This window comes from Thioalkalivibrio sulfidiphilus (assembly GCF_000377945.1).
GTDB classification, from domain to species: domain Bacteria; phylum Pseudomonadota; class Gammaproteobacteria; order Ectothiorhodospirales; family Ectothiorhodospiraceae; genus Thioalkalivibrio_A; species Thioalkalivibrio_A sulfidiphilus_A.
Map to the genome: position 1 here is coordinate 76246 of NZ_KB898925.1, position 17365 is coordinate 93610.

Annotated in this window: 19 protein-coding genes; 15 read left to right on the forward strand and 4 right to left on the reverse strand. The window is 64.7% G+C overall.

The window, feature by feature from the left end:
• Window positions 1-27: 27 nt before the first annotated feature.
• Genes cas6 through D580_RS0103095 form a run of 3 tightly spaced genes read right to left on the reverse strand, consistent with a single transcriptional unit; the run spans window position 28 to window position 1884 of the window.
• Entirely contained in the window at window positions 28-717 is a 690-nt protein-coding gene (gene cas6 / locus D580_RS0103085; RefSeq protein ID WP_018952974.1) for a type I-MYXAN CRISPR-associated protein Cas6/Cmx6, read from the reverse strand.
• Between the two features lie 13 nt (window positions 718-730).
• Window positions 731-922 (reverse strand): hypothetical protein, encoded by a 192-nt coding sequence (locus tag D580_RS0103090; RefSeq protein ID WP_018952975.1) that lies wholly within the window; start codon window positions 920-922, stop codon window positions 731-733.
• Window positions 923-939: 17 nt separating this feature from the next.
• On the reverse strand, window positions 940-1884 hold the full coding sequence (locus tag D580_RS0103095) for a TauD/TfdA family dioxygenase (RefSeq protein ID WP_026289660.1): 945 nt from the start codon (window positions 1882-1884) through the stop codon (window positions 940-942).
• 360 nt (window positions 1885-2244) lie between these two features.
• On the opposite strand from D580_RS0103095, the gene dsrA reads away from it, so the two are divergent.
• From dsrA to D580_RS0103170, 15 genes are all read left to right on the forward strand, one after another.
• Window positions 2245-3510 carry a dissimilatory-type sulfite reductase subunit alpha gene (gene dsrA / locus D580_RS0103100; RefSeq protein ID WP_018952977.1) on the forward strand — a complete coding sequence of 422 codons (1266 nt, stop codon included), beginning with the start codon at window positions 2245-2247 and terminating at the stop codon, window positions 3508-3510.
• Between the two features lie 69 nt (window positions 3511-3579).
• The gene (dsrB, locus tag D580_RS0103105) at window positions 3580-4659 is read left to right on the forward strand and encodes a dissimilatory-type sulfite reductase subunit beta (RefSeq protein WP_018952978.1); all 1080 of its coding nucleotides are present in this window, start codon (window positions 3580-3582) and stop codon (window positions 4657-4659) included.
• Between the two features lie 86 nt (window positions 4660-4745).
• The gene (gene tusD, locus D580_RS0103110) at window positions 4746-5138 is read left to right on the forward strand and encodes a sulfurtransferase complex subunit TusD (RefSeq protein ID WP_018952979.1); all 393 of its coding nucleotides are present in this window, start codon (window positions 4746-4748) and stop codon (window positions 5136-5138) included.
• Window positions 5139-5209: 71 nt separating this feature from the next.
• A complete protein-coding gene (gene tusC / locus D580_RS0103115) occupies window positions 5210-5602 on the forward strand; it encodes a sulfurtransferase complex subunit TusC (RefSeq protein ID WP_026289661.1) in 393 nt (130 codons plus the stop codon).
• A gap of 20 nt (window positions 5603-5622) precedes the next feature.
• Window positions 5623-5925 carry a sulfurtransferase complex subunit TusB gene (tusB, locus tag D580_RS0103120; protein ID WP_018952981.1) on the forward strand — a complete coding sequence of 101 codons (303 nt, stop codon included), beginning with the start codon at window positions 5623-5625 and terminating at the stop codon, window positions 5923-5925.
• A gap of 55 nt (window positions 5926-5980) precedes the next feature.
• Window positions 5981-6313: a TusE/DsrC/DsvC family sulfur relay protein gene (locus D580_RS0103125; protein ID WP_018952982.1), complete on the forward strand. Its 333-nt coding sequence runs from the start codon at window positions 5981-5983 to the stop codon at window positions 6311-6313.
• Window positions 6314-6383: 70 nt separating this feature from the next.
• Entirely contained in the window at window positions 6384-7133 is a 750-nt protein-coding gene (locus tag D580_RS0103130; protein WP_018952983.1) for a respiratory nitrate reductase subunit gamma, read from the forward strand.
• Window positions 7134-7175: 42 nt separating this feature from the next.
• A complete protein-coding gene (gene dsrK / locus D580_RS0103135) occupies window positions 7176-8666 on the forward strand; it encodes a sulfate reduction electron transfer complex DsrMKJOP subunit DsrK (RefSeq protein ID WP_018952984.1) in 1491 nt (496 codons plus the stop codon).
• A 57-nt stretch (window positions 8667-8723) separates the two neighbouring features.
• Entirely contained in the window at window positions 8724-10670 is a 1947-nt protein-coding gene (locus D580_RS0103140) for an NAD(P)-binding protein (RefSeq protein ID WP_018952985.1), read from the forward strand.
• 30 nt (window positions 10671-10700) lie between these two features.
• A complete protein-coding gene (locus tag D580_RS0103145) occupies window positions 10701-11162 on the forward strand; it encodes a hypothetical protein (protein WP_018952986.1) in 462 nt (153 codons plus the stop codon).
• Window positions 11159-11893, forward strand: a complete 735-nt coding sequence (dsrO, locus tag D580_RS0103150) for a sulfate reduction electron transfer complex DsrMKJOP subunit DsrO (RefSeq protein ID WP_018952987.1) — start codon at window positions 11159-11161, stop codon at window positions 11891-11893. Before D580_RS0103145 ends, dsrO begins: the two co-directional genes overlap by 4 nt.
• A gap of 18 nt (window positions 11894-11911) precedes the next feature.
• A complete protein-coding gene (gene nrfD / locus D580_RS0103155) occupies window positions 11912-13156 on the forward strand; it encodes an NrfD/PsrC family molybdoenzyme membrane anchor subunit (RefSeq protein WP_038043077.1) in 1245 nt (414 codons plus the stop codon).
• Between the two features lie 31 nt (window positions 13157-13187).
• The gene (locus tag D580_RS0103160; RefSeq protein WP_018952989.1) at window positions 13188-14606 is read left to right on the forward strand and encodes a cobyrinate a,c-diamide synthase; all 1419 of its coding nucleotides are present in this window, start codon (window positions 13188-13190) and stop codon (window positions 14604-14606) included.
• A 35-nt stretch (window positions 14607-14641) separates the two neighbouring features.
• Window positions 14642-15007, forward strand: a complete 366-nt coding sequence (locus D580_RS0103165; RefSeq protein WP_018952990.1) for a HesB/IscA family protein — start codon at window positions 14642-14644, stop codon at window positions 15005-15007.
• A 147-nt stretch (window positions 15008-15154) separates the two neighbouring features.
• Complete coding sequence (locus D580_RS0103170) at window positions 15155-15829, forward strand: Fe2+-dependent dioxygenase (protein ID WP_018952991.1); 675 nt, start codon at window positions 15155-15157, stop codon at window positions 15827-15829.
• A gap of 250 nt (window positions 15830-16079) precedes the next feature.
• Here the strand turns inward: D580_RS0103170 and D580_RS0103175 are convergent, their stop codons facing one another.
• Window positions 16080-17168, reverse strand: a complete 1089-nt coding sequence (locus D580_RS0103175) for an Sfum_1244 family protein (RefSeq protein ID WP_018952992.1) — start codon at window positions 17166-17168, stop codon at window positions 16080-16082.
• Between the last annotated feature and the right edge of the window lie 197 nt (window positions 17169-17365).

The window sequence follows — 17365 nt, forward strand, 5'->3', positions numbered from 1 at the left end:
CGTTGCAGTTGATGATGTCGTGATGCTTCAACTCTCGCCCGGTATGCGTTGTACCGGCGCGACGTCCTTGTGACCGATGAACAGGCCGCAGCCCATGAGCCGCATCGGCCCGAGGCCCTGACGCTGCAGCTCCACCGAGCCGTGGGGATCCAGGTCGGCCACCATCAGGCTTCGGGTATGCACCTCACCCTCGGGGGTGCGCAGCACGTGTTCCCGGCCGCACAGGAGCTTGGACACCGGCACGCCCAGTTCCCGCAGCGCCCCGGCCGCCCGGGCCAGGAAATCCGCCTCCGCCTCCGCGGGATCGGATACGACGTAACGGGCCATGAGCGCCGGCAGGGGTTGCAGGGGCAGGACACCGGCCTCGCCGATGAGCAGTTCATGGCCCTCCAGGCGCAGGGCCTGACCCACCAGGGCCCGGGCATCCTCCAGCCGGGTGCGGGGCACGCGCAGGCGGAAGCGGGCACGCCGGGACAGGTGCAGCAGGTCATGCTCCGGGTCCTGGGGCCGGTACCAGCCGTTGCCGGATTCCGCCCCGTGGATCAGGTGCACGCCGGCGGCGGGTTCCTCGCTCATCCACGGCAGGGCCGCAAGCACCGCGCTGGACAGGGCGTGGGCGTGGTCCAGGGGCAGGCAGCGACAGTCGATGCGGTAGGACACATCGACGATGTCATCGGGCAGATGGGGGTCGATCTCGGTGTCGTCGTCCCAGAACATGGCCTGGCGATCCTCAGGACATGGGCGAGGTGAAGGTGGCCTCGACCCGCTCCTCCCAGTCCGACGGGGTATCCGGGAACGGAGGCTTGACGTCGGAGCTGAGGAACCGCTCCCCTGCCCTTGCGCGCTCGCGCACCAGTTCCAGCATCTCCTCGAAGGACTGCAGGTCCTGGTTCTGCATCAGCAGCTCACTCAACCACAGCATGGGGACTCCTCGGGGTTTCAGGTCCCGGCCACCCGGTCCAGGTAGCGGGCACGGTAGATCAGTCGTGTCTGGCCGGCCTGCGGGTCGTCGCGAAAACCGGTGCGGTTGTGCAGCACGTTGTTGCACAGGATGCCCTCCCCGGGGGAAAGGCGATATCGGATGATGCCCGGCATGTCGGAGGCGAGCAATTCCCGGATGCGGGCTGCCGCCTCGCGGGTCAGAGGGTCATCACGCCAGTGCACGTTGCGTTCCCGGGCGGTGTAGCGCAGGTGCAACCGGCCGGTCTCCGGGTCCACGCTGAACACCGGGCCGGACTGGGCCTCCCGCAGCACCACGCCGTTCTCCACGTTCTCCGGGATGGTCATGGCCTGCGGGTGCATCAGGGCCTCGATCCAGTCGGGATTCTCGTCACGCAGGCGGATATACAGCAGCTCATGATCCAGCAGGGCGTTCTCGCCACCCTCGGCCGCGTCCGTGACGCAGTGCAGCAACATGGCCCGGATGCGCCGCTCGGGGGGGTTGTAGTAACCGTCGCAATGCCAGCTCAGCGGCCGGTTGGTGTAGGGGATGTAGTCCGCCTGGCGACCGCCGGTGCTCACCTGCAGCTCGCTGACCCCGTCCTCCTCGCTGCACAGGTTGCTGTCCAGGCGCGAAAGGCCCAGGGCCAGACCGAAGGCCCGCACCGTGGCCCGGTCCACGCCGCTTGCTGCACCGCGGTAGAGCACAAGGTTGTGCTGCCGGAGATGGTCGGTCAGGGCCGCGCATTCCTCGGCGGTGGGCCGCGCCAGATCAGCCACACCCACGCGCAAGGCCTCGATGGATTCGGGCTGGCGGGCGAGTTTCGCCTCACGCCAGGCCTGGTAGGCCGGCACATCGCCCAGGTCGAAGGCGCGGGCATCCCGGTGCGCGCCCCTCGCGGAGCCGTACCGATCGATCACGCCGGATGACTGCCGTGTTGTCATGGGTGGTGTTTTCATCGCCTCGTAAAGAATTGATGAAGCAGTGTAATGGTGCGGCCAGACAGCACAACCTTCCTTCCGGGATAGGCCGGGCCAAGGGCCGCCGGGGCGGCGTTGATGCCCCCCTTCTCTGTCTCTATCCCCAGTGGGATATGCCCGGGTAGGGATCCCCCCCCATGAGTAGGGTGTTCACTCCGAGCGGCCGGTCCTAGAGTCTACCGCAGCAAAAAGAACCATCTGGGTCACGGCTTGCCGTCAGACCCCGACCAAAACCAGGACCGGGACGTAGCCGCGGCGCAGTTTCCAGGCACCCAAGGCTGACGCACACGGTCCCACGTCCCCAGACCCGAGAAGGAGACTGTCATGGCGAACAATCAACACCAGACCCCGATGCTCGACGAGCTGGAAAACGGCCCCTGGCCGAGTTTCATCTCCGGGATCAAGCGTCTTCGTGACGAACACCCCGATGAGCGCATCCGCGGCATGACCAACGACCTGCTCGGTCAGCTGGAGCACTCCTACGAGACCCGCAAGGGTTACTGGAAGGGCGGTACGGTGTCCGTGTTCGGCTACGGTTCCGGCATCATTCCGCGCTTCTCCGAAGTGGCCAAGGCCTTCCCGGAGTCCCGCGAGTTCCACACCGTGCGCGTGCAGCCCCCCGCCGGCAACTTCTACACCACGGACATCCTGCGCCAGCTGGCCAATTCCTGGGAGAAGTACGGTTCCGGCCTGATCACCTTCCACGGCCAGACCGGTAACGCCATGTTCATCGGCGTAAGCACCGAGAACACCCAGGCCTTCTTCGACGAGATCAACGAGTACGGCTGGGACCTCGGCGGCGCCGGCCCCTGCGTGCGTACCGGCATGTCCTGCGTGGGCTCCGCCCGCTGCGAGCAGTCCTGCGCCAACGAGCAGCGCATCCACCGCACCCTGCTCAACCGCTTCACCGACGACGTGCATCGTCCGTCCCTGCCCTACAAGTTCAAGTTCAAGGTCTCCGGCTGCCCCAACGACTGCGTCAACTCCATCGAGCGTTCCGACTTCGCGGTGATCGGCACCTGGCGCGACGACATGAAGGTGGACCAGGCCGAGGTGAAGGCCTTCATCGAGAAGAAGGGTCGTGACTACGTCATCGACAACGTCACCACCCGATGCCCGACCCAGGCCATGACCCTGAACGCCGACGACACCCTGACCATCGACAACAAGGGCTGCGTGCGCTGCATGCACTGCCTGAACGTCATGCCCAGGGCCCTGTCCCCCGGCGACGACAAGGGCGTCTCCATCCTGGTGGGCGGCAAGCGCACCCTGAAGATCGGCGACCTGATGGGCACCGTGATCGTGCCGTTCATGAAGCTCGAGACCGAGGAAGACTACGAGAAGCTCACCGAGCTGGCCGAAAACATCATCGAGTTCTGGGCCGAGAACGGTCTGGAGCACGAGCGTTGCGGCGAGATGATCGAGCGTATCGGCCTGGTGAACTTCCTCAAGGGTATGGGCATCGACGCCGATCCCAACATGGTCAATCACCCCCGTCAGAGCTCCTACATCCGCATGGACGAGTTCGACGAAGCGGCCGAGCAGTACCTGCGCCGCAAGATGGAACAGAAGCGGTCGGCGGCCAACTAAGGCCGCCCCAACCCAACAACCATCCGATTCCACCACGGTAGTGGATCTATAAAAGGCAGGAGTTGAGCAATGTCACAGGCACAGGCCATGCGTCCTCCCATTGAATCCGGTTGCCCGGACGGCTTCCAGTACATGCATCCGGTGATGCGCCGGAACTTCGGCATGTGGAAGTACCACGAGCATCCCCGCCCCGGCGTGCTGCGTCACGTCGCCGAGTCCGGCGAAGACATCTGGACCGTCAAGGCGGGTACCCAGCGTATCCTCGACGTGTTCACCATTCGCAAGCTGTGCGATATCGGTGACCAGTTCGCCGACGGCTACGTGCGTTTCACCATCCGTTCCAACATCGAGTACATGGTCGACAGCGAGGCCAAGGTCGAGCCCCTGATCAAGGCCCTGGAAGATGCCGGCTTCGTGGTCGGCGGCACCGCCAACTCCGTGTCCATGATCTCCCACACCCAGGGCTGGCTACACTGCGACATCCCCGGCACCGACGCCTCCGGCGTGGTGAAGGCGATGATGGACGAACTCATCGACGAGTTCCGCAACTGCCGCATGCCCAACCGCGTGCACATCACCACCTCCTGCTGCCAGATCAACTGCGGCGGCCAGGGTGACATCGCCATCAACGTGCAGCACACCAAGCCGCCGAAGATCAACCACGACCTTGTGGCCAACGTCTGCGAACGCCCCTCCGTGGTGGCCCGTTGCCCGGTGGCGGCCATCCGTCCCGCCCTGGTGAACGGCAAGCCCTCCCTGGAAGTGGACGAGAAGAAGTGCATCTGCTGCGGCGCCTGCTATCCCCCCTGCCCGCCCATGCAGATCAACGATGCCGAGCACACCAAGCTGGCCATCTGGGTGGGTGGTAATCACTCCAACGCCCGCGGCAAGCCCACCTTCCAGAAGCTGGTGGCCTCCGGTATCCCCAACAACCCGCCGCGCTGGCCGGAAGCGACCGCCATCGTCAAGAACATCCTCAAGACCTACCAGGAGGATGCCAAGGACTGGGAGCGCATCAACGACTGGATCGAGCGTATCGGCTGGCCCGAGTTCTTCGAAAAGACCGGCCTGCCCTTCACCCGATTCCACGTGGAGAACTGGAGAGGGGCGCGCAACAGCCTGAACGCCTCGACCCACATTCGCTTCTGATCGGGAAGCGAGCCTAAATCCATGTGACCTGCCCGTCCGGGCGGCCTGTGGCCGCCCGGACCCGAACACCACAGGACAGTCGAGACATGAAATACGGCATTCTGGTCAACGAAGGACCCTACCAGCATCAGGCCGCTGATACGGCTTACCAGTTCTGCAAGGCGGCCATCGACCGAGGCCACGAGGTCTTCCGGGTCTTCTTCTATCACGATGGCGTGAACAACGGCACCCGCTTCGCCGTGCCGCCCCAGGACGACCGCAACATCACCGTGCGCTGGACCGAACTGGCCCAGGCCAACAACATCGACCTGGTCATCTGCATCGCCGCCGCCCAGCGCCGCGGCATCCTGGACGAGGGCGAGGCCAAGCGTCAGGGCAAGGACGGCAACAACATCGCCCCGGGCTTCCGCATCTCCGGTCTCGGCCAGCTGATCGAAGCCGGCATCCAGTGCGACCGCCTGCTGGTGTTCGGCGACTGACCCAGACGCGCAAACAGGCCGGCATCCCCACGGATGCCCTCCTCCCACAAGACACATTAAGGTGAATGAAGATGTCCGAACCTTGGGAAGATGAAGGTCCCGGTGAAGTCAAGAAGTTCATGTACGTCAACCGCAAGGCCCCTTACGGGACCATCTACGCGCTGGAATCCCTGGAAGTGGTGCTGATCGCGGCGGCGTTTGAACAGGATGTGAGCATGGTGTTCATCGATGACGGCGTCTACCAGCTCAAGAAGGGTCAGGATACCCAGCAGATCGGCATGAAGAACTTCTCGCCCACCTATCGCGCCCTGGAGGGCTACGACGTGGAAAAGCTCTACGTGGAGGCCGAATCCCTGGCCGAGCGCGGGCTCACAGAAGAAGACATGCTGGTGCCGGTGGAGGTGATGTCCCGTGACGACCTCGCCCGGCTCATGGACGAACAAGACGTTATCCTGAGCTTCTGAGGGGGAGTCAATCAGTGAGCATGCTGCATACCGTCAACAAGTCGCCCTTCGAGCGCAACACCCTGAAGTCCTGCATCGGTCATGCCCTGCCCGATTCCGCCATCCTGCTGATCGAGGATGGCGTGATCGCGGCGGTGCGCGGCACGGCGCACGAGGGCACCATGCGCGACGCCATGAACGGCCGCAAGGTCTACGTGCTCGGCCCGGACCTGATGGCCCGCGGCCTGAGTACCGACCAGGTCATCGATGGCATCGAGGTGGTGAACTACGAGGGCTTTGTTGAACTGACCGAGAAACACGACAAGGTACAGGCCTGGGTCTAGCCCACCGGCCCCCTTCATCCCACGAACCGGAAACAACAGCAGGAGGAATATCCCCATGCCAATCGAAGTCAACGGCAAGAGCTACGAAACCGACGAAGAAGGCTACCTGGCCAACCTGAACGACTGGAACCCCGACCTGGCCACCGCCATGGCTGCCGCCGACGGCACCACCCTGGACGAGAACCACTGGGAAGTGATCAATTTCCTGCGCGAATACTACGAGGAATACCAGATCGCCCCCGCCGTTCGCGTGCTGACCAAGGCCATCGGCAAGAAGCTCGGCCCGGACAAGGGCAACAGCAAGTACCTGTACGAGCTGTTCCCCTACGGTCCTGCCAAGCAGGCCTGTAAGTACGCCGGGCTGCCCAAGCCGACCGGCTGCGTCTAAATCACGCAAAGCTGTTTCCGGGTGTGGCCCGCGAGGGCCGCACCCGGATCTCTGACCTGGAGGATGCCCCGTGTCGTTCGCGACCGTGTTCTATGCCCTGCTGTTCTATGCCGCCACCGCCATCTTCCTGATCGGCGTGGGCCTGCGCATTGCCCGGTACGCGCGTACCCCGGCACCTCTCAAGATTCCGACCACCCCGGCCCCCACCACCCGCAGCGGCGTGGTCCTGCGCATGGGCACCGAGGTCGTTTTCTTCCACAGCCTGTTCAAGGCCAACAAGTGGATCTGGATTCTCGGCTGGGCGTTCCATCTCGCCCTGCTGCTGGTGGTCCTGCGCCACCTGCGCTATTTCATCGAGAACGTGCCCACCTGGGTGGCCCTGATCCAGCCCTTCGGCATCTATGCCGGGTTTGCCATGGTGGCCGCCCTGTTCGGCCTGTGGGCCCGCCGGCTGTTCGTGGAGCGCATCCGCTACATCTCCTCGCCGTCCGATCACCTGATGCTGGTGCTGCTGATCCTGATCGGCGCCAGCGGCCTGGCGATGAAGTACATCTGGCACACGGACATCACCGCCGTGAAACTGTTCTTCCTGGGCCTGATGCGTTTTGACATCCAGCCCCTGCCCACGGATGCCATGCTGCTGATCCACCTGAGCCTGGTGGCTGCGCTGATGATCATCTTCCCGTTCAGCAAACTGCTGCACGCCCCCGGCGTGTTCTTCAGCCCGACCCGCAACCAGGTGGACAACCCACGCGAGCGGCGTCATGTGAGCTGGATCGCCAACAGCGAAAAACCCGCCGCCAGCGGCAGCAAACAGTAAAACAACGGACCGCGCCCCAGCCGATCCCGAGGACACGAGACCATGGCCGATTTCAAAACCCCAGAGGTGAAGGAATACCTGGAGATACCCGCCCTGGAAGCCGGGGTCATGTCGCACAGCGCGCCCTTCGTCTCCAAGGAGCAGTTCCAGGCCCCCCTGGGCTTCCCCGGCGAGTTGGTGGACAACTGGCAGCAGGTGGCCATCGACAAGCTGGGCGAACTGCTGGAGACCAACCGCGGTCTGCAGGTGTTCATGGACTCCTGCGTGAAGTGCGGCGCCTGCACCGACAAGTGCCACTACTTCCTGGGCACCTCCGATCCGCGCAACATGCCGGTGGCCCGCCAGGATCTGCTGCGTGGCGTCTACCGACGCTACTACACCCTGCCCGGAAAACTGTTCCCCAAACTGGTGGGCGCCATGGACCTGACCGAGGAGGTGCTGGACCAGTGGTACAGCTACTTCCACCAGTGCTCCGAGTGCCGCCGCTGCTCCGTGTTCTGCCCTTACGGCATCGACACCGCCGAGGTCACCATGGCCACCCGCGAGATCATGAACGCGGTGGGCAAGGGCCAGAAGTACAGCAACGAGATCATCGGCAAGGTCTTCAAGATCGGCAACAACCTGGGTCTGCCCGAGCCGGCCCTGCGCGACACCCTGGAAGGCCTCGAGGAAGAGGTCAAGATGGACACCGGCGTGGACGTGCGCTACCCGCTGGACGAGAAGGGTGCCGAGGTGCTGCTGGTGACCCCTTCCGCCGACTTCTTCGCCGAGCCCCACGTGGACGGCCTGATCGGTTATGGCAAGGTGTTTCATCAGGCCGGCATCTCCTGGACTCTGTCCTCCCACGCCTCCGAGGCGGCGAACTTCGGCCTGTTCATCGGCTCGCCCGAGAACATGAAGCGCATCGCCATGCGCATCCGAGAGGCGGCCCTGGATCTGGGCGTGAAGCGCATCGTGTTCGGCGAGTGCGGCCATGCCTGGCGCGTGGCCTACAGCTTTCTCAACACCCTGGCGGGTCCCTTCGACTTCCTGGACCCCCGCTACCCGGTGCCGCAGCACATCTGCGAGGTCACCTATGACCTGATCCAGCGCGGCGCCCTGACCCTGGACAAGAGCGCCAACGACCACCGGCGGGTCACCTTCCACGATTCCTGCAACGTGGCCCGCGCCTCGCGCATGGGCGACATGCCCGGCGGGCAGTTCGTGATCCCCCGCGAGATACTCAAGGCGGTGTGCAATCACTACTACGACATGGCCCCCGACACCATCGGTGAGTCCACCTTCTGCTGCGGCGGCGGTGGTGGCCTGTTGACCGACGACCTGATGGAGCTTCGCGTCAAGGGTGCCCTGCCGCGCATGCAGGCCCTCAAGCACGTGGTGGAAGAACACGGCGTCAACCAGCTGGTGGCGATCTGCGCCATCTGCAAGAGCCAGTTCTCCAAGGTACTGCCCTATTACGGATTTGAAATGGATCAGATCGTGAGCCTGCATCAGCTGGTCGGCGATGCACTCGTGATGGATTCCAAGCAGTAATAAAACAATACAGATCGCAATCAGGCCACTGGCCCGACATCAATCAGGAGAAGACCCATGGCGACTTCCAGCGATGACATGAAACTGACTTTCCGCAGGTTCCGCGATGGCGACCACAATCGCCGCAGCTGGAAGGACGCCATCTTCGAAGGCGACCACTCCCACAAGTGCCCGGTCTACGTGCACCGCACCCCGCCCTGCCAGGGTTCCTGCCCCTCCGGAGAGGACATCCGCGGCTGGCTGCAGATCGTTCGCGGCATCGAGAAGCCCCCGGCCGACATGAGCATGCAGGAATACGCCTTCCGCCGCTCCACCAGCGCCAACCCCTTCCCCTCGGTGATGGGCCGCGTGTGCCCGGCCCCCTGCGAGTCCGGCTGCAACCGCAACGAGGTGGAAGACTTCGTCGGCATCAACTCCGTTGAGCAATTCATCGGTGACTCCGCCTTCAACCAGGGCTTCAAGTTCGAGGCTGCCCCCGCCCTGTCCGGCAAGCGCGTGGCCATCATCGGCGGCGGCCCCGGCGGCATGTCGGCGGCCTATCACCTGCGCAAGCGCGGTCATGCCTCCACCATCTTCGATGACCACGAGGAACTCGGCGGCATGATGATGTACGGCATCCCCGAGTACCGGGTGCCCCGCAACATCCTGCGCCACGAGATCCAGCGCATCCTGGACCTGGGCGGCATCGACGTACGCCTCAAGACCCGTGTTGGCCGTGACGTGAGCATAGAGGACGTGGAGAAGGAATTCGACGCCGTGGTCTGGGCCGTGGGCTGCCAGACCGGCCGCAAGCTGCCGGTACCCGGTGGCGATGCCCCCAACTGCATCACCGGTGTGGACTTCCTGGAGGCCTTCAACACCGGCCGCATCAAGGTCCTGAGCACCGACAACATCGTCTGCGTGGGCGGTGGTGACACCTCCATCGACGTGGTCTCCGTGGCCCGCCGTCTGGGCCGCATCGAGGCCGAGAACATCACCGATAACCCGGAAGACATGATCCACGGCTACGTGGCGCACGACAGCGCCATGAGCGCCATGCGCACCGGCGCCAACGTGACCCTGACCTCCCTGTTCCCCAAGGAGAAGATGACCGCCGCCGAGCACGAGGTGCACGATGCCCTGCACGAGGGTGTGACCATCCTCGACGGTGTGATTCCGGTTGAGGTGGTGCTCAACGACAAGGGCCGCGCCGTGGGTCTGAAGATGGCCAAGTGCGAGTTCGAGGGCAACACACCCAAGGCCGTACCCGGCACCGAGTTCGTGCTGGAGGCCAATCTGATCGTGTCCGCCATCGGTCAGGGTGGTGATCTCAGCGGCCTGGAATCTCTGGACAACGGTCGCGGCTTCATCGACACCGACAAGTTCTACCAGGTGCCCGGCAAGCAGGGTCACTTCGTGATCGGCGACATCATCCGCCCCCACCTGCTGACCACCGCCATCGGTCATGGCGCCATCGCCGCCGACAGCATCGATCACTACCTGTCGCACGAGGAGCCCATCAAGCGCCCGCGCGTCGACGTGCATCACTTCAAGCTGCTCAACAAGCTGCAGGAGGTGGGCCTCGACCCAGAGCCCTACTCCGGTGAACAGATCCGCGGCACCTCCGAGAGCAAGTTCGCGGTGCACAACTTCGAGGACCGCTCCGCCCAGGAGATCATCTCCCACGAGAAGCTGTTCAAGGGCCACTTCCCGTTCACCCCGCGCAACAAACGCAGCGAGCACGGCCCCAGCGCCGACGAGGTGATCGGCCACTTCCAGGAGCGCATGGACTGCCTCACCGAGGAACAGGCCGTGGCCGAGGCCAAGCGCTGCATGAGCTGCGGCATGTGCTTCGAGTGCGACAACTGCGTGATCTACTGCCCGCAGACCGCCGTGTACCGTGTGCCCAAGAAAGAAGCCGCCACCGGCCGCTACGTGGCCACCGACTACGCCAAGTGCGTGGGCTGCCACATCTGTGCCGAGGTCTGCCCCACCGGCTACATCGACATGGCCATGGGTGACTGAACCATGGGGCGAGGCATCTCACTTGTCCGTATGATCCTCGCCGGTCTGCTGCTGGCGGGCGCGGTCTTCGCGCTCGCCGGCTGCAGCCCGGTGGAAGGTCCGCAGATGATGCAGGCCCGGGGTGACCAGTGCGTGGAGCCGCTGGAAGTCATCCGCCGGGATCACATGAAGCTGCTCAGCCACGAGAAGGATCAGGCGGTGCTGTTCGGCGTGCGCAACCCCAACCACAGCATCCGGGGTTGCGTGGAGTGTCATGTCTCGCCCACCGCCAGCCGGGATGACCCCAGCAGCCACTTCTGCCTGAACTGCCACAGCTTCAACGCGGTGCGCATGGACTGCTTCCAGTGTCATGCGGACAAGCCCGCCAATGACTACCACTTCCATGCCCTCAACCCCCACGGGCCGGGCTTTGGTTTCGATTCCGCGGCGGATTCCGCCAGCCTGGCCCGGGACCTGGAGTCCATCATCGCCCTGGAGACGCAGAAACCATGAGCCATGACTCCACGCCTGATCTCTCCCGCCGCCGCTTCATCACCGGCGCGGTCGGCGCCGTGGCCAGCCTCACGGTGGCACCGGGCATCTTCCTGATGCAGACCAACGCCCAGGCCGGCACCAAGCCCGGTGCCCGCTGGGGCCTGCTGATCAACACCAATGTGTGCGGCGACTGCAACGCCTGCGTGACCGCCTGTCACAAGGAAAACGGCGTGGGCAGCATGAACCGGCCCACCACCGACGCCCAGTGGATCCGCAAGGTGAACATCACCGACCGGGCCACCGGCCACAGCCGTTCCCTGCCGGTGATGTGCCAGCACTGCGAACACCCGCCTTGCGTGGACGTGTGCCCCACCGGCGCCTCCTTCCGGCGCGCGGACGGCATCGTGCTGGTCAACAAGCACACCTGCATCGGCTGCCGCTACTGCATGATGGCCTGCCCCTACAAGGCACGCTCCTTCATCCATGAACATCTCACCGACCAGGTGCCCCATGCCCCCCGCGGCAAGGGCACGGTAGAGAGCTGCACCCTGTGCGTGCATCGCATCGACAAGGGCGAGCGGACCACCGCCTGCGTGGAGGCCTGCCACACCGAGGGCAACGGCGCCATGGTGTTCGGTGATCTCAACGATCCCAATTCCGAGATCTCCCGCCGCCTGGCCGAGTACGGCGGGGCCGCCATCCGGGCCGACCTGGGTCTGAACCCGGGCGTGCGCTACCAGGGACTCTGATCCGAGGCTATGACAAGCATGAAAGCGATGACCCACTTCCGGGAGATCGAGGGCAGGAGCAAGGGCTACTACGGACTGCTCGTGCTGCTGTTATTCGGCATCGGCCTGGGCCTGGTGGCCGCCGCCCTCAAAGGCACCTATGGCCACCACATCACGGGCATGAACAACCACGTGGTCTGGGGGCTGCCCCACGTGTTCGCCATCTTCCTGATCGTGGCCGCTTCCGGGGCCCTGAACGTGGCCTCCATCGCCTCGGTGTTCGGTCGCAAGGCCTACAAGCCCCTGGCGCCCCTGTCGGGCCTGCTGGCCATCACACTGCTCGTCGGCGGTCTGGCCGTGCTGGTGCTGGACCTGGGCCGTCCCGACCGGCTGATCGTGGCCATGACCCATTACAACTTCAAGTCCATCTTCGCCTGGAACATCTTCCTCTACACCGGCTTCATCGCCATCGTGGCGGTGTACCTGTGGTTCATGATGGAACGGCGCATGAACCCCCACAGCACCAAGGTGGGCTACCTGGCGTTCATCTGGCGCCTGATCCTGACCACCGGTACCGGGTCCATCTTCGGCTTCCTGGTGGCCCGCGAGGCCTATGACGCCGCCATCCTGGCCCCCCTGTTCATCGCCCTGTCCTTCTCCCTGGGTCTGGCGGTGTTCCTGCTGGTGCTGATGGCCGCCTACAACTGGACCGGACGTCCCCTGGGTGACGCCATTCTCAGGCGCCTGAAGAACCTCCTGGGCATCTTCGTGGCCGGCGTGCTGTACTTCGTGGCCGTCTACCACCTCACCAACCTGTATGCCACCCGCCTGCACGGCGTGGAGGCCTTCCTGCTGGTGCACGGCGGCATCTATCCCTTCCTGTTCTGGTTCGGCCAGATCGCCCTGGGCAGCGTGCTGCCCCTGGTGCTGTTGTTCCACCCGGTGTGGAGCCGTTGCCGGGCGGTGATCGCCGCGGCCTGCGGCCTGGTGATCCTGGGCGGCCTGGCACAGCTCTATGTGACCATCATCGGCGGTCAGGCCTACCCGCTCGACCTGTTCCCCGGCCATGACGTGAGCAGCAGCTTCTTCGACGGCGTGGTGGCCCCCTACACCCCCTCCGCCGTGGAGTGGATGCTGGGCATCGGCGGCGTGGCCCTGGCCCTGTTCATGGTGACCGTGGCCATCAAGTTCCTGCGCTTCCTGCCCGAGAGCCTGGCCGACGACAAGGTGGATCCGCACCACGCCGCGCAGGCCGCCGCCGGGGCCGAACCCGCCAAGGCATGAGGCCTGTGACACTGCCCCGCGGCGCCTGATCATGACGCGCCTGCTCGTCTCGGCCGCCCACAAGTCCTCCGGCAAGACCACCGTAGCCACAGGCCTGTGCGCCGCCCTCGCGGCGCGCGGCCTGCGGGTACGGCCCTTCAAGAAAGGTCCCGACTACATCGACCCCCTGTGGCTCGGCCATGCCGCCGGCCGTCCCTGCGTGAACCTGGACTTCCATACCCAGGATCACGACGAGATCCTGGCCATGGCCGCCCGTTACGAGCGGGACACCGATGTCACCCTGGTGGAAGGCAACAAGGGCCTCTACGACGGCGTGGACCTGGAGGGCAGCAACAGCAACGCCGCCCTGGCCAAGCTGCTCGAGACCCCGGTGGTGCTGGTGGTGGACTGCCGCGGCATGACCCGGGGCATCGCCCCCCTGCTGCTCGGTTACCAGGCCTTCGATGCCGGCGTCCGCATCGGCGGCGTGATCCTCAACCGGGTCGGCGGCGCCCGCCATGAATCCAAGCTGCGCGCGGTCATCGAACACTACACGGACATCCCCGTCCTGGGCGCCGTGCACGAGGACCCGGCGCTGCAGATCATCGAACGCCACCTGGGGCTGGTCCCCAGCAACGAGCACCAGAAGGCGGACAGCCAGATCCGCCGCCTGGGCGAGGCCATCGCTGCACAGGTGGACCTGGAGGCCGTGCTCAAGATCGGCACAGACACCCGCACGCCCCTGCCGGCTACGCCCTCGCCCGTTGCCGAGGCCGAAGCCGGTCCGAAGGTACGTATCGCGGTCGCCCGGGACGCCGCCTTCGGTTTCTACTACCACACGGACCTGGAGGCCCTGGAGCAGGCCGGTGCGCAGCTATGCTTTTTCGATGCCCTGCATGACACACAGCTTCCCGAAGCGGATGCCCTGTTCATCGGCGGCGGTTTCCCCGAAACCCACCTGGAGGCCCTGGAGGCCAACGCCCCCCTGCGCGGCGCGATCCGGGATGCCATTGAGGCAGGCCTGCCCGCCTACGCCGAGTGCGGGGGACTCATGTACCTCTCGCGCAGCATCCGTTGGAAAGATCAGTGCCACACCATGGTGGGCGTGATCCCGGGCAACGTGGTCATGCATGAACGCCCCCAGGGCCGCGGCTATGTGCGCCTCGAGGAGACCGGCGCGGGCCTCTGGCCGCTTCAGGATGCGGAAGGCAAGCCAGCCGCCTTCCCTGCGCACGAATTCCATTACTCGGCCCTGGAGCCCCTGGGCGCTGAGACCGTGTACGCCTACCGGGTCCTGCGCGGTCACGGCGTGGACGGGCGTCACGACGGCATCGTCCGCCACAATCTGCTGGCCAGCTACAGCCACCAGCGACACACCCGCCGCAATCCCTGGGCCTCGCGCTTCGTGGCCTTCATCCGTCATCAGCTACAATCCCGTTCAGCGACACCGGCCCGCAGCACAGCCCCCTGAATGCGTCGCGCCTCCATGCACACCAGGAGTTATCCATGATCACCATCACCCCCAACGCCGCAAAGCAGATCATCGAGTCGGCCAGGCAGAGCGGCCTCGAGAACACCCCCCTGCGCATCGCCGCACGCCGCCATTCCGACGGCGCCATCGAGTACGGCATGGGCTTCGACGACACTGGCCGTGACGAGGATCTGACCTTCAAGAGCGAGGGCGTGAGCCTGGTCATCGACCCCATCTGCGTCGACCTGGTAAAGGATGCAGTGCTGGACTACGTGGAGATGAACCCGGGCGAATTCCGCTTCATCTTCATGAATCCCAACGATCCCCACTACCGCCCGCCCAATTCCGCCGCCGGCGCCCCGCCCGCCAGCGTGAGCGGCACCTGGTCACCGGAGAAGTAAACGGACGAAGCAAACCGCAAAGGCCGCCAAGGTCGGCGCGAAGGACGCGAAGCCTATCTTGATGAATACACCTCGCGGCCTTAGCGCATACCTTCGTGCCCCTCGCGGTTCGCTTTCCCTCGCACCCCAACAGGGTCGTAACCAGACATGCTTCTGACCATTCCTGACCTGCTGGATGCCGCGCAGCTGGCCGAGATTCGGCGGATGCTGGCGGATGCACCGTTCACTGACGGCCGCTACAGCGCCGGCGCGGATGCCCGGCGCGTGAAGCACAATGAGGAAGTGGATCCATCGGATGCCCGTGTCAGGACGCTCAACCAGCTGGTGCTCATGCCCCTGTACCGGCATGAGACCTTCCAGGCCGCCGCCCTGCCCCGCAAGCTCTCCGGCGCCTTCTTCGCCCGCTACCTGCCCGGCATGCAGTACGGTGCCCACGTGGACGACCCGGTCATGGGCCCGGAGGGCGGCCGCTACCGAACGGATGTATCCGTGACCGTGTTCATCGGCGAACCGGAAAGCTATGAGGGTGGTGAACTGGTTGTGGAAACGGACTTCGGTGAGCAGCAGGTGAAACTGCCGGCGGGACATGCCGTGATCTATCCCTCCTCCAGCCTGCACCGGGTTGCGCCGGTCACCCGCGGCGAGCGACTGGTCGCTGTCGCCTGGGCGGAATCCATGGTGCGCGACCCTGCCCGGAGGCAAATGCTCTACGAGCTCTACCAGGTCCATGAGGCCTTGCGCAGGGACAATCCCGATGCCGAGTCGACCCGGCGTGCCGGACACGTACGCGCCAACCTGATGCGCATGTGGGCGGACGTTTAGTCCGAAGTGCCAAAGGAAGAAGTGCTAAAGGAAGAAGTGTGAATTGGGAAGTGGGAAGTTAAACCCAATGCCGTAGGTTGGACTGAGCGCAGCGAAGTCCAACGGCTCGGACAAGAGAAAACCTGTCCTCTCGCAAAGAGAAAGAAAAACATGTTCCTCTCACGGGGACACGGAAGCACGGGGAAATCCTATTTGATCAGGTTTCCTCCGTGTCCCCGTGCCTCCGTGAGAGGATTGGTTCTGATTTGGATTACCCCAACCTACGCCCGGAGAAGTCCGGACACAGGGAAGGCAAGGCCTCGTCGCTGACCGGCCAGGTCTCGGGGGGCTCGCGCAACAGGCGCGCTGCCACCCTCAGCCAGTGCTCACGGGCAGGGGCGATCAGGCGCTTGAGTTCCTCCAGCGCACCGCCCTTCACCCATCCCTCGTAAACCTCACGCAACTGGGGAAACAGCAGCGCACGCATGCCGCCCAGATTGGCGAAATAAAAATGCAGCGCACCCTCAGGTGCGTCATCCAGCAATGCGGGCAAGGTGGCAAGACAATCGGCCAGGTGATCCCGCACGGCACGCATCACCCGCTCGGCCCGGCTTCCGGCCACCGTCATCACCCGCTCCTGCCACTCGGGTCCCAGCAGGCGTCCGGCCATCACCTCGCCCACCTCGTGCCACACCGCGGACTCCACCTCGGCGTCCACCATGCGCTCCAGGCTTTCGTCATTGCCCGGATCATGACCATAGGCCCGCAAAGCCCGTCCCAGAGAATCATCGGCAGGCGCGCCACGCATCTGCCAGGCCTCGATCATCTCGAACACCATGCGGCGTATGGATTCCCGGCGCACGAAGATGCGCTCGCCCCGGGACATGGCCGGCGGTGAGGAAAGATCCCGCGCCATCTCCTGGCCCACCACATAGATACGGTAGCCCTCGTAATCCTCAAGCTTGATCAGACTGCCCAGGAAGAACAGCGGGCGCGCGCCGCGACCATAACCTGCGCCATAGACCAGTCCGTGGGGACTGAGATGCTGATTGACCGCCTCGTGATCGAAGGGATCAAAGCGGCGCTCACCCAGGGTCAGGGCGTCCAGGTCCTGTGCCTCCAGCCCTTCCCAGCGCTGTTCCCGGGCCACCACCCAGTCGCCCACCTCGCGGCGGTCCAGGGCCATGGAATACGGCAGGCCCCGCTCCCATCGGTAGAACTCGCGCATCTTGAGCAGATAGGTGCAGAGGGTATCGTTGCCCGCATAGCGCGCATCGGCGATGTCGCAGTTGCGCTGTACGGTCTCGCGCAGGTCGCGCCATTGCGGCGCTGATGCCTGGGTGGTGTTCAGATCACTCATCGCGGCTCACACCCTGATGATGGCTCGATGACGATCCCATTGTCCCCCAGAAAACCGTCGAAGAAAACGTTATCCGCAGCAGGGTCAAGCCCACCCCGTAGGAGCGACGACCCCGTCGCGAACCAGCGTGATCAAGGGTGCAAACCATTTCTCTCACGGAGACACGGCGTCACAGGGGTAAATGTCTCGTTTCTCCG

Bases quoted from the DNA above. Each gene is read 5' to 3' on its own strand.
- cas6 (WP_018952974.1), bottom strand. From the start codon at position 717: ATGTTCTGGGACGACGACACCGAGATCGACCCCCATCTGCCCGATGAC.
- D580_RS0103090 (WP_018952975.1), bottom strand. From the start codon at position 922: ATGCTGTGGTTGAGTGAGCTGCTGATGCAGAACCAGGACCTGCAGTCC.
- D580_RS0103095 (WP_026289660.1), bottom strand. From the start codon at position 1,884: ATGACAACACGGCAGTCATCCGGCGTGATCGATCGGTACGGCTCCGCG.
- dsrA (WP_018952977.1), top strand. From the start codon at position 2,245: ATGGCGAACAATCAACACCAGACCCCGATGCTCGACGAGCTGGAAAAC.
- dsrB (WP_018952978.1), top strand. From the start codon at position 3,580: ATGTCACAGGCACAGGCCATGCGTCCTCCCATTGAATCCGGTTGCCCG.
- tusD (WP_018952979.1), top strand. From the start codon at position 4,746: ATGAAATACGGCATTCTGGTCAACGAAGGACCCTACCAGCATCAGGCC.
- tusC (WP_026289661.1), top strand. From the start codon at position 5,210: ATGTCCGAACCTTGGGAAGATGAAGGTCCCGGTGAAGTCAAGAAGTTC.
- tusB (WP_018952981.1), top strand. From the start codon at position 5,623: ATGCTGCATACCGTCAACAAGTCGCCCTTCGAGCGCAACACCCTGAAG.
- D580_RS0103125 (WP_018952982.1), top strand. From the start codon at position 5,981: ATGCCAATCGAAGTCAACGGCAAGAGCTACGAAACCGACGAAGAAGGC.
- dsrK (WP_018952984.1), top strand. From the start codon at position 7,176: ATGGCCGATTTCAAAACCCCAGAGGTGAAGGAATACCTGGAGATACCC.
- D580_RS0103140 (WP_018952985.1), top strand. From the start codon at position 8,724: ATGGCGACTTCCAGCGATGACATGAAACTGACTTTCCGCAGGTTCCGC.
- D580_RS0103145 (WP_018952986.1), top strand. From the start codon at position 10,701: ATGATCCTCGCCGGTCTGCTGCTGGCGGGCGCGGTCTTCGCGCTCGCC.
- dsrO (WP_018952987.1), top strand. From the start codon at position 11,159: ATGAGCCATGACTCCACGCCTGATCTCTCCCGCCGCCGCTTCATCACC.
- nrfD (WP_038043077.1), top strand. From the start codon at position 11,912: ATGAAAGCGATGACCCACTTCCGGGAGATCGAGGGCAGGAGCAAGGGC.
- D580_RS0103160 (WP_018952989.1), top strand. From the start codon at position 13,188: ATGACGCGCCTGCTCGTCTCGGCCGCCCACAAGTCCTCCGGCAAGACC.
- D580_RS0103165 (WP_018952990.1), top strand. From the start codon at position 14,642: ATGATCACCATCACCCCCAACGCCGCAAAGCAGATCATCGAGTCGGCC.
- D580_RS0103170 (WP_018952991.1), top strand. From the start codon at position 15,155: ATGCTTCTGACCATTCCTGACCTGCTGGATGCCGCGCAGCTGGCCGAG.
- D580_RS0103175 (WP_018952992.1), bottom strand. From the start codon at position 17,168: ATGAGTGATCTGAACACCACCCAGGCATCAGCGCCGCAATGGCGCGAC.